At 61.3% G+C, this 13,149-nt stretch carries 12 protein-coding genes; 8 read left to right on the top strand and 4 right to left on the bottom strand.

The genetic code is table 11. From position 1 onward, the window contains the following. Positions 1–140 precede the first annotated feature (140 nt). The 7 genes from aroK to trpS all read left to right on the top strand — a co-directional run bounded on the left by aroK (position 141) and on the right by trpS (position 6,365). Complete coding sequence (aroK, locus tag ACUXAC_RS23465; protein WP_004391482.1) at positions 141–662, top strand: shikimate kinase AroK; 522 nt, start codon at positions 141–143, stop codon at positions 660–662. A 106-nt stretch (positions 663–768) separates the two neighbouring features. Next, positions 769–1,869: a 3-dehydroquinate synthase gene (gene aroB / locus ACUXAC_RS23460; protein WP_060424528.1), complete on the top strand. Its 1,101-nt coding sequence runs from the start codon at positions 769–771 to the stop codon at positions 1,867–1,869. Between the two features lie 156 nt (positions 1,870–2,025). Next, positions 2,026–3,039, top strand: a complete 1,014-nt coding sequence (locus ACUXAC_RS23455) for an SPOR domain-containing protein (protein ID WP_060441383.1) — start codon at positions 2,026–2,028, stop codon at positions 3,037–3,039. A gap of 84 nt (positions 3,040–3,123) precedes the next feature. Then, on the top strand, positions 3,124–3,936 hold the full coding sequence (dam, locus tag ACUXAC_RS23450; protein WP_038878140.1) for an adenine-specific DNA-methyltransferase: 813 nt from the start codon (positions 3,124–3,126) through the stop codon (positions 3,934–3,936). 50 nt (positions 3,937–3,986) lie between these two features. Further along, on the top strand, positions 3,987–4,664 hold the full coding sequence (rpe, locus tag ACUXAC_RS23445; protein ID WP_019456160.1) for a ribulose-phosphate 3-epimerase: 678 nt from the start codon (positions 3,987–3,989) through the stop codon (positions 4,662–4,664). Beyond that, positions 4,657–5,355 (top strand): phosphoglycolate phosphatase, encoded by a 699-nt coding sequence (locus ACUXAC_RS23440; protein ID WP_454266893.1) that lies wholly within the window; start codon positions 4,657–4,659, stop codon positions 5,353–5,355. Before rpe ends, ACUXAC_RS23440 begins: the two co-directional genes overlap by 8 nt. Before the next feature lie 2 nt (positions 5,356–5,357). Then, positions 5,358–6,365, top strand: coding sequence for a tryptophan--tRNA ligase (gene trpS, locus ACUXAC_RS23435; RefSeq protein WP_025304534.1), 1,008 nt, complete (start codon positions 5,358–5,360; stop codon positions 6,363–6,365). Between the two features lie 51 nt (positions 6,366–6,416). Here the strand turns inward: trpS and cysG are convergent, their stop codons facing one another. The 4 genes from cysG to nirB are packed head-to-tail and all read right to left on the bottom strand — an operon-like array spanning position 6,417 to position 11,560. Continuing rightward, a complete protein-coding gene (gene cysG / locus ACUXAC_RS23430; RefSeq protein ID WP_454266891.1) occupies positions 6,417–7,820 on the bottom strand; it encodes a siroheme synthase CysG in 1,404 nt (467 codons plus the stop codon). A gap of 50 nt (positions 7,821–7,870) precedes the next feature. Then, the gene (gene nirC, locus ACUXAC_RS23425; protein ID WP_454266889.1) at positions 7,871–8,671 is read right to left on the bottom strand and encodes a nitrite transporter NirC; all 801 of its coding nucleotides are present in this window, start codon (positions 8,669–8,671) and stop codon (positions 7,871–7,873) included. A gap of 16 nt (positions 8,672–8,687) precedes the next feature. Then, positions 8,688–9,014 (bottom strand): nitrite reductase small subunit NirD, encoded by a 327-nt coding sequence (gene nirD, locus ACUXAC_RS23420; RefSeq protein ID WP_038878129.1) that lies wholly within the window; start codon positions 9,012–9,014, stop codon positions 8,688–8,690. After that, positions 9,011–11,560 carry a nitrite reductase large subunit NirB gene (gene nirB, locus ACUXAC_RS23415; protein ID WP_454266888.1) on the bottom strand — a complete coding sequence of 850 codons (2,550 nt, stop codon included), beginning with the start codon at positions 11,558–11,560 and terminating at the stop codon, positions 9,011–9,013. Before nirB ends, nirD begins: the two co-directional genes overlap by 4 nt. Positions 11,561–11,863: 303 nt before the next feature. On the opposite strand from nirB, the gene ACUXAC_RS23410 reads away from it, so the two are divergent. Then, positions 11,864–13,132 (top strand): cytosine deaminase, encoded by a 1,269-nt coding sequence (locus ACUXAC_RS23410; protein WP_207188402.1) that lies wholly within the window; start codon positions 11,864–11,866, stop codon positions 13,130–13,132. The last annotated feature ends 17 nt before the right edge of the window (positions 13,133–13,149 follow it).

Genomic DNA, 13,149 nt, shown 5'->3' with positions numbered 1-13,149 from the left:
GCCAAACTACCAAGAGTGTTGAGATAATTTTTCGTCTGATCTCGCACTATCGCTCATGAGGTTTCAGTTTAGGTCCCGCCGCTGATTTGATTGGCGGGGCGGGTTAACATTAACGAATTGTCTTAGTAATACCGAAAAACATGGCAGAGAAACGCAATATCTTTCTGGTTGGGCCTATGGGTGCCGGCAAAAGCACTATTGGCCGTCAGTTAGCTCAGCAACTCAATATGGAGTTCTTCGACTCCGATCAAGAAATTGAGCGACGTACCGGAGCTGACGTGGGCTGGGTATTCGACGTGGAAGGGGAAGAAGGTTTCCGCGATCGTGAAGAAAAAGTCATTAATGAACTGACGGAAAAACAAGGGATTGTGTTGGCGACCGGCGGCGGTTCGGTGAAGTCGCGCGAAACGCGCAACCGTCTGTCCGCGCGCGGCGTGGTGGTCTATCTGGAAACCACGATCGAGAAGCAGCTGGCTCGTACCCAGCGTGATAAAAAACGCCCGCTGCTGCAGGTCGATTCTCCGCCGCGTGAAGTGCTGGAAGCCTTGGCGAAAGAGCGCAATCCGTTGTATGAAGAGATTGCCGATGTCACCATCCGCACCGACGATCAGAGCGCTAAAGTGGTTGCTAACCAGATCATCAACATGCTGGAAAGCAACTGATTGCCGATTTTCGCGTTCGCCGTCGGCCAATGCGGAAAACTGATTTGTGTTCCCCGCCGCTGCGGGGATCAACCACCGCCGCACCATACAGAGAACTGAGCGCGACATGGAGAGAATTACTGTAACGCTTGGGGAGCGCAGCTACCCGATTACCATCGCCGCCGGATTGTTTAACGATCCGGCTTCTTTTATGCCGTTGAAGGCGGGTGAGCAAGCGATGTTGGTCACCAACCAGACCCTGGCGCCGCTCTATCTGGAGCGCGTCCGGCAGGTGCTGGAGCGGGGCGGCGTCGTGGTGGATCAGGTGATCCTTCCCGATGGTGAGCAGTACAAATCTCTGGCGGTGTTGGAGCAGGTGTTTTCGGCGCTGCTGGAAAAACCGCACGGGCGCGACACGACGCTGATCGCGCTCGGTGGCGGCGTTGTCGGCGATCTGACCGGCTTTGCCGCCGCGTGCTATCAACGCGGCGTGCGCTTCATTCAGGTTCCCACCACGCTGTTGTCGCAGGTGGATTCTTCCGTGGGCGGCAAGACCGCCGTCAACCACCCGCTCGGCAAAAACATGATCGGCGCTTTCTATCAACCCGCTTCGGTGGTGGTTGATCTGGATTGCCTGAAAACGTTGCCGACGCGTGAACTCTCTTCCGGTCTGGCTGAAGTCATCAAATACGGGATCATCCTCGATCGCGAGTTCTTCGTCTGGCTGGAAAACAACATCGATGCGCTGATGGCGTTGGATATGCAGGCGTTGGCCTACTGTATCCGCCGCTGCTGCGAGCTGAAGGCCGAGGTCGTGGCCGCCGACGAACGCGAAAGCGGCCTGCGCGCCTTGCTGAATCTGGGCCATACTTACGGCCACGCCATCGAAGCCGAAATGGGCTACGGCGTATGGCTGCACGGCGAAGCGGTGGCTGCGGGCATGGTGATGGCGGCGGAAACCGCGCACCGTCTCGGCCAGTTCTCCGTTGAAGACATCGAACGCATCAAAACGCTGCTGCTGCGCGCCGGCTTGCCGGTCTGCGGGCCGCAGGAAATGACGCCGGAATCCTATTTGCCGCACATGCTGCGCGACAAGAAAGTGCTGGCGGGTGAACTGCGTCTGGTGCTGCCGACCGCGATCGGTGCGGCCGAAGTGCGCGGCGGCGTAGGGCATGAGCTGGTGCTGGCGTCGATCGCCGCCTGCCTGCCTGAGCAGCAGCGTAATTAAATCGGACCAAGTAACAGTGGCTTAGCCGCCATTTGCATCTATATTAATACAGTGAGCAGAGCACGACGGGTGTCGCTTTGCCATCATCGGGTTAATCTGCCCGTGCCACGGTAGGTCTACGGTGGTGGGCTTTTGCCTCTAGTTGGAGGGTTTCAGATGGACGAGTTTAAACCGGAAGACGATCTCAGACCTGATAGCAGCGATCGTCGTCCTACGCGTTCGCGCAAGCCGGCCGCCGCGCCGCGCTTCGCCGTTTCGCGCCAGCATTTGATGATCGGCATCGGCATTTTGGTGCTGTTGCTGCTGATTATCGGTATCGGTTCCGCCTTGAAGGCGCCGACCAAGCATGAGGCGGCTCAGGAGAGCGGCGCGCAAAACGGCGCGGCTCGCGATATCAACCTGTCCGGTTCTTCGTCGCTGACCACCGCCAACAACGGCGTGCCGGGCGGCACGACGGATACCCACGACAACAACGGCGTGAGTGCGACTCAGCCGCAGCAACCGCAGAACGTCAGCGTTCCGCCGATCTCCGGCACGCCGACCGAAGCGCAAACTCAGCCTCAGCAGGGCGGTGCGCAGCAGCGCGTCGATCTGCCGGGCAACATGGCGGATGCGCTGTCGCAGCAGCAGGGGCAAGTGGATGCCGCGACCCAGGGCATGACCGGCGCAGCCTCGACGCTGCCGACCGCACCGGCGACGGTGATGAGCGGCGCCGCGGCGCGCGAGGCGACTCGCCCTGTGCAAGGTACCGCGCAGCAACAGCATAAAACGCCGGCGAAAACCGCCGCCACCAAACCGACCGCGACGCAGCATAAATCGCCGACTACGGTGTATACGCCGCCGGTCAAGCCGTCTTCCACCGCGAAAGCGGGAGCGGTCAGCAGCAGCGGCAGTTCGCTGCAGTCTGCACCGGGCAGCCATTACACGCTGCAGCTGAGCAGCGCTTCGCGTTCCGATACGCTGAACGCCTACGCCAAACAGCAGAAGCTGCAGAACTACCTGGTGTACGCCACCAAGCGTGACGGCAAGCCGTGGTATGTGCTGGTAAGCGGCAACTACGCGTCTTCCGCGGAAGCGAAGCGCGCCATTGCTTCGTTGCCGGCGGATGTACAGGCGAAAAAACCATGGGTCCGACCTGTACATCAGGTACAGCAAGATCTTAAAAAATAAATCATTTAAATTTGTGCGCTGATGTGCTGTCTGAAACAGAGTACAATCCGCCGCTCTGAATTGTATAAGTAGCTAATTGACGGCATGAAGAAAAACCGCGCTTTTTTAAAATGGGCTGGTGGAAAATACCCGCTGGTAGACGAGATTCGTCGCCATCTGCCGGCGGGAGACTGCTTAATCGAGCCCTTCGTGGGTGCGGGATCCGTCTTCCTGAATACGGATTACGACGCCTACATTCTCGCCGACATCAATAGCGATCTTATCAACCTGTATAACATCGTTAAGCTGCGCACGGATGACTTCGTGCGCGATGCCCGCACGCTTTTCGCCGATGAATTCAATAACTCGGATCAGTTTTACCTGCTGCGAGAAGAGTTCAATACTAGCACCGAGCCTTACCGCCGGGCGCTGCTGTTCCTGTACCTGAACCGCCACTGTTATAACGGCCTGTGCCGCTATAACCTGCGCGGCGAGTTCAACGTACCGTTCGGCCGCTACAAGAAACCGTACTTCCCGGAAGAAGAGCTCTACTGGTTTGCTGAAAAATCGCGCAATGCCACTTTTGTCTGCGAGCATTACCGCGATACCATGGCGAAGGCCGTGGCCGGCGCCGTGGTGTATTGCGATCCGCCTTATGCGCCGCTGTCGGCGACGGCGAATTTCACCGCTTACCACACCAACAGCTTCAGCATCGCCGATCAGCAGAGCCTGGCGCAATTGGCGCATCAGCTCTCGGTAGAGAGCCGGGTACCGGTATTGATCTCCAATCACGATACCGAGCTGACGCGCGACTGGTACCAGAATGCTGCGCTGTATGTGGTGAAAGCGCGCCGCACGATCAGCCGCAATATTCTCGGCCGCAGCAAAGTGAACGAGCTTTTGGCGCTGTATCGCTAAGCCGGGGCACCCCGGCGCATAACAACTCGACCCTACGTTTGGAGAAGCGGATGAAAAAGTTTTTGATTGCCCCGTCCATTCTGTCGGCAGATTTTGCCCGGTTAGGTGAAGATACCGCCAACGTGCTGGCCGCAGGCGGCGACGTGGTGCACTTCGACGTGATGGACAACCACTACGTGCCCAATCTGACCATCGGTCCGATGGTGTGCGAAGCGCTGCGCAACTACGGCATTACCGCGCCGATTGACGTGCATCTGATGGTCAAGCCGGTGGACCGCATCGTGCCTGATTTCGCCAAGGCCGGCGCGTCTTATATCTCTTTCCACCCCGAAGCTTCCGAGCATGTCGATCGCACCATTCAGCTGATCAAAGAGCACGGCTGTAAAGCCGGCCTGGTGTTCAACCCGGCCACGCCGCTGAGCTATCTCGACTACGTGATGGATAAAATCGACGTGATCCTGCTGATGTCGGTTAACCCGGGCTTCGGCGGCCAGTCGTTCATCCACGGCACCCTGGACAAGCTGCGCCAGGTGCGCAAGCTGATCGACGACAGCGGTCGCGACATCCGCCTGGAAGTCGACGGCGGGGTGAAGGTGGATAACATCGCCGAAATCGCCGCTGCGGGCGCCGATATGTTCGTCGCCGGTTCCGCCATCTTTGGCCAGCCGGACTACCGCAAGGTGATCGACGAGATGCGCAGCGAGTTGGCGAAGGTTTCCCATGGCTGATTTCGGCGCGATCCGCGCATTGGCCTTCGATCTGGACGGCACGCTGGTCGACAGCGCGCCGGGCCTGACGGCCGCCATCGATATGGCGCTGGAAGAAGCGGGCCTGCCGCAAGCGGGTGAGGAGCGGGTTGGCACCTGGATCGGCAACGGCGCCGACGTGCTGGTGCAGCGCGCGCTGCGCTGGGCGGAAGCAGAAGGCACGCCGGAACAGTGCGGCCGGCTGCGTGAACGCTTCGACCATTTCTATGCGCAGACCGTCGACAGCGGTAGCCGCCTGTTTCCGCAGGTGCAAGAGACGCTGGCCCGACTGGCCGCGCACGGCTACCCGATGGCGCTGGTGACCAACAAACCGACGCCGTTCGTGGCGCCGCTGCTGGCATCGTTGGGGATTGGCGACTATTTCTCGCTGGTGATCGGCGGCGACGACGTGACGGAAAAGAAACCGCACCCGGCGCCGTTGTATCTGGTGCTCGGCAAGCTTGGGCTGCGCGCGCATGAACTGCTGTTCGTCGGCGATTCACGCAACGATATTCAAGCCGCGCAGGGCGCCGGTTGCCCAAGCGTCGGCTTTACCTACGGTTATAACTACGGCGAATCGATAGCCCTGAGCCACCCCGATCGGGTGTTGGAGCGCTTTGCCGATTTGTTGCCCGCTCTTGGGCTGTCATCTTTAGAGAATCAGGAAATTTAAACATGAGTAAGCCCATCGTATTTAGCGGCGCGCAGCCGTCCGGCGAACTGACCATCGGCAACTACATGGGTGCGCTGCGTCAGTGGGTGCAGATGCAGGACGACTACGACTGCATCTACTGCATCGTCGATCTGCATGCCATCACCGTGCGCCAGGACGCCGAGAAACTGCGCAAAGCCACGCTGGATACGCTGGCGCTGTACCTGGCCTGCGGTATCGATCCGGAAAAAAGCACCATCTTCGTGCAGTCGCACGTGCCTGAGCACACGCAGCTGAGCTGGGTGCTGAACTGCTACACCTATTTCGGCGAACTGAGTCGCATGACGCAGTTCAAAGACAAATCCGCGCGCTACGCGGAGAACATCAACGCCGGGCTGTTCAGCTATCCGGTGCTGATGGCGGCGGATATCCTGCTGTATCAAACCAACCAGGTGCCGGTGGGCGAAGACCAGAAGCAGCACCTGGAACTGAGCCGCGACGTGGGGCAGCGTTTCAACGCGCTGTACGGCGACGTGTTCAAAGTGCCGGAGCCGTTTATTCCTAAATCCGGCGCGCGCGTGATGTCGCTGCAGGAACCGACCAAGAAGATGTCCAAGTCGGACGATAACCGCAACAACGTGATCGGCCTGCTGGAAGATCCGAAAGCGGTGACCAAGAAGATTAAGCGCGCAATGACCGACTCGGAAGAGCCGCCTGTCGTGCGTTACGACGTGGTCAACAAGGCGGGCGTCTCCAACCTGCTGGATATTCTCGCCGGCGTGACCGGCAAGAGCATCGCGCAGCTGGAAGCCGAGTTCGAAGGCCAGATGTACGGCCACCTGAAAGGCGCGGTGGCGGAAGCCGTCTCCGGCATGCTGGGTGAGCTGCAGGAGCGCTATCACCGCTTCCGTAACGACGAAGCCTATCTGCAGCAGGTGATGCGCGACGGCGCCGCCAAGGCCCGCGCACGCGCGCAGGAAACCCTGGCGAAGGTCTATCAGGCCGTCGGTTTCGTACCGCCGCAGGCGTAACGCCAGCGAAAATAAAAAAAGCGGCCACGGGCCGCTTTTTTTATGTCGGTATCACGCCATTTGCGCCAGGCCGGCAGGCGGTACCTCGCTGGCGAACCAGTTGAGTTTGCTGCGCAGGCTGACCACGCTGCCGACGATGATCAGACTGGGGCTGGCGGCCTGCAGTGACAGGGCGCCCAGTTGGCCGAGTTCGCCTTCGATCACCCGCTGGTGGCAGGAAGTGCCGTTTTCTACCAGCGCCACCGGCGTGGTGGCCGCCAATCCATTCGCTATCAGCTGGCGTTGGATCTCCGCCGCCTGCGACAGCCCCATATAGAACACCAGCGTCTGTTGCCCGGCGGCCAGCGTCGCCCAGTCCAATCCGCCGTCGGCCTTGGCGTGGCCGGTCACCAGGCGCACGCTCTGCGCATGGTCGCGGTGGGTAAGCGGGATACCGCTGTAGGCGGAACAGCCGGAGGCGGCGGTGATGCCCGGAACCACCGAGAACGGCACGTTGGCGTCCGCCAGCGTCTCCAGCTCTTCGCCGCCGCGGCCGAAGATAAAGGGATCTCCCCCCTTCAGGCGCACCACGCGTTTGCCTTGCTGCGCCTGCTGCAGCAGGATTTGGTTGATTTGCTCTTGCGGCACGCAGTGGTGGCCGGCGCGTTTGCCGACGAAGATGCGTTCGGCGTCGCGGCGCACCAGCGTCATGATCTCTTCGGAGACCAGCCGGTCGTAAACCACCACGTCGGCCTGCTGGATCTGCTGTAGCCCTTTCAGCGTCAGCAAGCCGGCATCGCCCGGCCCGGCGCCCACCAGCACCACTTCACCGCGATCTTCCGGCTGTTCGCTGAACAGCTGCTCGAGCTGGCGTTCGGCCAGCGTGGCGTCGTCGTCGGCCAGCGACTGCGCCAGCCGATCGTGGGCGAATAACCGTTCCCAGAAGCGACGGCGCGCGCCGAGGCTGCTGAAGCGTTGTTTTACCCGCTGCCGCAGCGAGCCGCCCAGCTGGGCCAGCTTGCCGAGGTGCTGCGGCAGCATCGCTTCCAGCTTCTCGCGCAGCAGCCGCGCCAGCACCGGCGCTTTGCCGCCGGAGGACACCGCCACCATGATCGGCGAACGATCGATGATTGACGGCATGATAAAGCTGGCGCGTTTCGGATCGTCCACCACGTTGCAGAACACCCGCTGCTGGTTGGCGCACTGATACACCAGTGCGTTGACCTCCAGCCGGTCGGTGGCGGCGATCACCAGCCATTTTTCCGCCAGCAGGGCCGGGCTGAATTCGCCTTCGGCCAGCGTCAACCGGCCTTCTTCCGCCCACAGGCGGAACTGCGGGGTGAAGTCCACGGCGTTGACGGTCAGCGCTGCGCCGGCGTCCAGCAGCAGGCGCGCCTTGCGTTCGGCGATCTCGCCGCCGCCCACCAGCAGGCAGGCTTTATGTTGCAGTTGGCAGAAGATAGGCAGGTAATCCATCGGCACTCCTCGGGGTAATCAGTGTGGGGGCGAAGTGCGCCCCCGAAAACTCAGGCGGTCTGACGTGCAGCGGCTTTCGCCGCCTGCGGGCGTTCGGCGAGCGGCGTGGCGTACCAATACCCCAGGCCCATCAGCACCGAGCCGGACAGGATATTGCCCAGCGTCACCCACAGCAGGTTGTGGCCGATGCCGGTGAGGGTATAGGCCTCGCTGTGGTTGCCGAACCAGGAGAGGGCGAACAGCGTCATGTTGGCGACGGAGTGTTCGTAACCCGAGGCGATAAAGGCCAGCAGGCACCACCAAATGGCGATGAACTTGGCGGCGCCTTCTACGCGGATCGCCATCCAAATAGCCAGGCAAACCAGCCAGTTGCACAGCACCCCCTTGAAGAACAGGACTTCGGCCGGCGCGGTGGTTTTCGCCAGCGCGGCGCTGTGCACCAGGCTGGTATCCACCGGCAGCAGGCTGCCGCCGCCGTAGTAATACATCAGCGCCACCAGCACCGAGCCGAGCAGGTTGCCGAGCCAGGTTTGCGGCAGCACCGCCCACATCTGGCTTTGGCGGATGGAGCCGGCCTTGACGCCGAGCGTCAGGAACATCGTATGGCCGGTGAACAGCTCGGAACCGGCGATGATCACCAGCGTCAGCGCGATGCCGAAGGTGGCGCCCATCACCAGCGGTCGCACGCTTGGGTCGACCAGGTTGCCGAGGGTGAAGATCAGGATGATGCCGAGGCCGACGTAGGCGCCGGCCATCGCCGAGCTGATCCAGAAGCCGAGCGGGCTCTCCTTCGCCAGTCGGACGATGCGCGCCGCGTTGGCGGCGCATTTATTGATCGTGTCGGTAAACATGTTGCCTCCCGAAAGGTTATGCCGCGACTTGCACGATGCCGTCGACCACCCGGCTGGTGAAGCTGGCGACGGAACGGCTGTCGTCTTCCAGACAGTGGCCGTCGTACAGGCGGAAATGTTGTTTCTTCAGCGGGCTGGCGACCCACAGCTCGCCCTGATGCTCGGCGATGAGGCCGCGCGACAGCACGCTGGCTTGGGCGAACGGGTCGATATTGCTGATGGCGAACACCTGCTCGTCGGCATAGGGGCGGAACACCGCCACCTGCCGATCGCCGATCAGGGCGCACACGCCGGTGCCGGGCAGAATGTCGGCGACGGGACAAACGGTAATCCACTGGCTCATGCGTGGCTCTCCTCGGTATCGATCAGGGTGACGGGAATGCGCTCGTCCGGGCGCGCAGGGCGGTGCTGGTCGCGTTCGGCCACCACCTGCACATTCGGATCGCGCAGCGGGCTGTTGATGAAGTGGGCGAAGCGCAGCTGCGTTTCCGGATGCTCGACGGTCTCTTTCCACTCGCAAATTACCGCGTCGCGCAGGCGGGCGATCTCCGCTTCCAGTTGGTCGTTGATGCCGAGCTTGTCGTCGATGATCACCTTGCGCAGGTAGTCGATACCGCCTTCCAGGCTTTCCAGCCACACCGAGGTGCGCTGCAGTTTATCGGCGGTGCGGATATAGAACATCATGAAGCGGTCGAGATAGCGCACCAGCGTCTCGCGATCGAGGTCGGCGGCCAGCAGGTCGGCGTGGCGCGGTTTCATGCCGCCGTTGCCGCAGACGTACAGGTTCCAGCCGTTCTCGGTGGCGATGATGCCGACGTCCTTGCCCTGCGCTTCGGCGCATTCACGGGTGCAGCCCGAGACGCCGAACTTCATTTTGTGCGGGGTGCGGATGCCTTTGTAGCGATGTTCCAGCGTGACGCCGAAACCGACGCTGTCGCCGACGCCGTAGCGGCACCAGGTGCTGCCGACGCAGGTTTTCGCCATGCGCAGCGCCTTGGCGTAAGCGTGGCCGGTTTCAAAGCCGGCGGCGAGCAGCTTGCGCCAGATGGCCGGCAGATCGTCTTTCTGCGCGCCGAACATGCCGATGCGCTGCGAGCCGGTCATTTTGGTGTAGAGATTGTACTCCTTGGCGATCTGGCCAATGGCCAGCAGGCCGTCCGGGGTGATTTCGCCGCCGGCGGAGCGTGGGATCACCGAGTAGGTGCCGTCTTTCTGGATATTGCCGAGGAAGTTGTCGTTGGTATCCTGCAGCGGCGTATGCTGCGGCTTGAGGATGTATTCGTTCCAGCAAGAAGCCAGCAACGAGCCGACGGTGGGTTTACACACTTCGCAGCCGTAGCCTTTGCCGTATTTGGCCAGCAGCGCCTCGAACGACTTGATGCCTTCAACGCGGATCAGGTGGAACAGCTCCTGGCGCGAATAGGCGAAGTGTTCGCACAGGTGGTGGTTGACCTCGATGCCTTGCTTGCTCAGCTCGGCGTTCAGCACTTGGGTGAGCAGCGGGATGCAGCCGCCGCAGCCGGTGCCGGCCTTGGTTTCGGCCTTCAGCGCCGCTACGGTGTGGCAGCCTTTGTTGACTGCCTGGATGATGTTACCTTTGCTGACGTCGAAGCAGGAGCAGATCTGCGCGCTTTCCGGCAGCGAATCCACGCCGATGGCCGGTTTGCTGCCCGCGTGGGCCGGCAGGATCAGGCCGTCCGGGTTCTCCGGCAGTTCGATGCCGTTCAACGCCAGCTGCAGCAGGTTGCCATAATCGCTGGTGTCGCCCACCAGCACCGCGCCGAGCAGGGTTTTGTTGTCGGCGCTGACCACGATGCGTTTGTAGACTTCTTTGCTTTCATCCAGATAAACGTAGCTGCGGGCGCCCTCGGTGCGGCCGTGGGCATCGCCGATGCCGCCGACGTCCACGCCCAGCAGCTTCAGCTTGGCGCTCATGTCGGCGCCCTGGAAGCCGTTTTCGCGGCCCAGCAGGTGATCGACGGCCACCTGCGCCATTTTGTAACCCGGCGCCACCAGGCCGAAGGTGCGATCGCGCCAGGCGGCGCACTCACCGATGGCGTACACGTCCGGATCCGACGTCTGGCAGCTGTCGTTGATGGCGATGCCGCCGCGGCGGCCAATCTCCAGCCCGCACTGACGCGCCAGCTTGTCCTGGGCGCGGATGCCGGTGGAGAACACGATGAAATCCACTTCCAGCAGGCTACCGTCGGCGAAATGCATGGTTTTGCGCGCCGTGCCGCCGCCGTTGACGATCTCCTGGGTATTTTTGCCGGTGTGTACCTTGACGCCCATGCGCTCGATCTTGCGGCGCAGCTGGTCACCGCCCATCGGGTCGAGCTGTTCGGCCATCAGCACCGGAGCGAACTCGATCACGTGCGTTTCCACTCCCAGGCTTTTCAGCGCGCCGGCGGCTTCCAGCCCCAACAGTCCGCCGCCGACTACCGCACCGCGTTTGCTGCGGCGCGCGCAGGCTTCGATGGCGTTCAGGTCTTCGATGGTGCGGTAAACGAAGCAGTCCTGGCTATCCGAGCCTTTAATCGGCGGGATCCACGGATAGGAGCCGGTGGCCATGATCAGCTTGTCGTAATAGACGGTGCGGCCGGTGTTGGAGTGGATCACCTTCTCGTCGCGATTGATGGTGATAGCGCGCTCGCCGACCAGCACTTTCACGCCGTGTTTTTCGTAAAAGCCTTCGCGCACCAGCGACAGCTCTTCGGCGGTGTGGTGCGAGAAGTAGGAGGAAAGGTGCACGCGATCGTAAGCGATGCGTGGCTCTTCGCAAAATACGGTGATTTCGAACTGGTCTTTGTCTGCTTTATCCAACAGATCTTCGATGAACCGGTGGCCGACCATGCCATTGCCGACGACGGCAAGTTTGACTCTGCTCATTATTGCCTCAAAATTCTGGTTTCCTAGGCTTACCTTATCTCTCCCGATGGGCAATTTATTGATGCAAATCAATCACACCCTTATATACCTCTAACGTGGTATATGGATGATTTTTCACGTTTTTTGATAAGTTGCGGATTTTATTCACCTTTAGCTGAAGCGAGTCAGTTTGCATGCAAATTACCCCGCAGGGAGTAAACGCAGGGGGTAGGCAGGCAACGGCGACTTTGTCAGCGCGATCCGCTGCCAGTATGATGAAGAAAACCAGCGCAACGGCAGAGGTGAAGGGTGGCGAAACGTCCATTGAAGTTTATCGACAACCTGCGTTTAAGCGGGCATGAAGGGTTGTGGCAACTGGCGATCGAACAGGGGCGCATCGCGCATCTGGTGCCGCAGCCGGAAGGGCAGGAGTGGCGCAGCGACGTGTTGGATGCGCAGGGCGGGCTGGCGTTGCCGGCGTTCGTCGAACCGCATATTCACCTGGATACCACGCAAACCGCCGGTCAGCCGGCCTGGAACCAGTCCGGCACGCTGTTCGAGGGCATTGAGCGCTGGGCCGAACGTAAAGCGTTGCTGACCCATGAAGACGTCAAACAGCGCGCCTGGCAAACGCTCAAGTGGCAGATCGCCAACGGCGTGCAGTATGTGCGCACCCACGTCGACGTTTCCGATCCCACGCTGACCGCGCTGCGTGCCATGCTGGAGGTGAAGCAGGAGGTGGCGCCCTGGGTGACGCTGCAGATCGTCGCCTTCCCGCAGGAGGGGATCCTTTCCTATCCTAATGGCGAAGCGCTGCTTGAAGAGGCGCTGCGGCTGGGGGCCGACGTGGTGGGTGCCATTCCGCACTTCGAATTCACCCGCGAATACGGCGTGGAGTCGCTGCATAAGGCGTTCGCGCTGGCGCAAAAATACGATCGGCTGGTGGACGTGCACTGCGATGAAATCGACGACGAGCAATCGCGCTTCGTCGAGACCGTGGCGGCGCTGGCGCTGAAGCTGGAGATGGGAGCGAAAGTTACCGCCAGCCACACCACGGCGATGCACTCTTACAACGGCGCTTACGCCTCGCGGCTGTTCCGCCTGCTGAAAATGTCCGGCATCAACTTCGTCGCCAACCCGCTGGTGAACATTCACCTGCAGGGACGTTTCGACAGCTACCCGAAACGGCGCGGCGTGACGCGGGTGAAGGAGATGCTGGAGGCAGAGATCAACGTCTGCTTCGGCCATGACGACGTGTTCGATCCCTGGTACCCGCTCGGCACCGCCAACATGCTGCAGGTGCTGCATATGGGGCTGCACGTGTGCCAGCTGATGGGCTATGGCCAGATCGACGATGGGCTGAAGCTGATCACCCACCACAGCGCGCGGACCCTTAACCTGAGCGACTACGGCCTGGCGGCCGGCAACAGCGCCAACCTGGTGATCCTGCCGGCGGAAAGCGGCTTCGACGCAGTGCGCCGCCAGACGCCGGTGCGTTATTCGATTCGCCAGGGAGCGGTGATCGCCGAAACGCGGCCGGCGGAAACCACGCTGCATTTGCAGCAGGATGAGACGGTGGATTTTCGGCGCTAAGGCGCAAAAAAAGGGCG

The organism is Serratia sp. 121840015-1 (genome assembly GCF_053627655.1).
The sequence above is the reverse complement of the archived record's forward strand: the minus strand, read 5'-3'. Positions and strand labels throughout refer to the sequence as shown.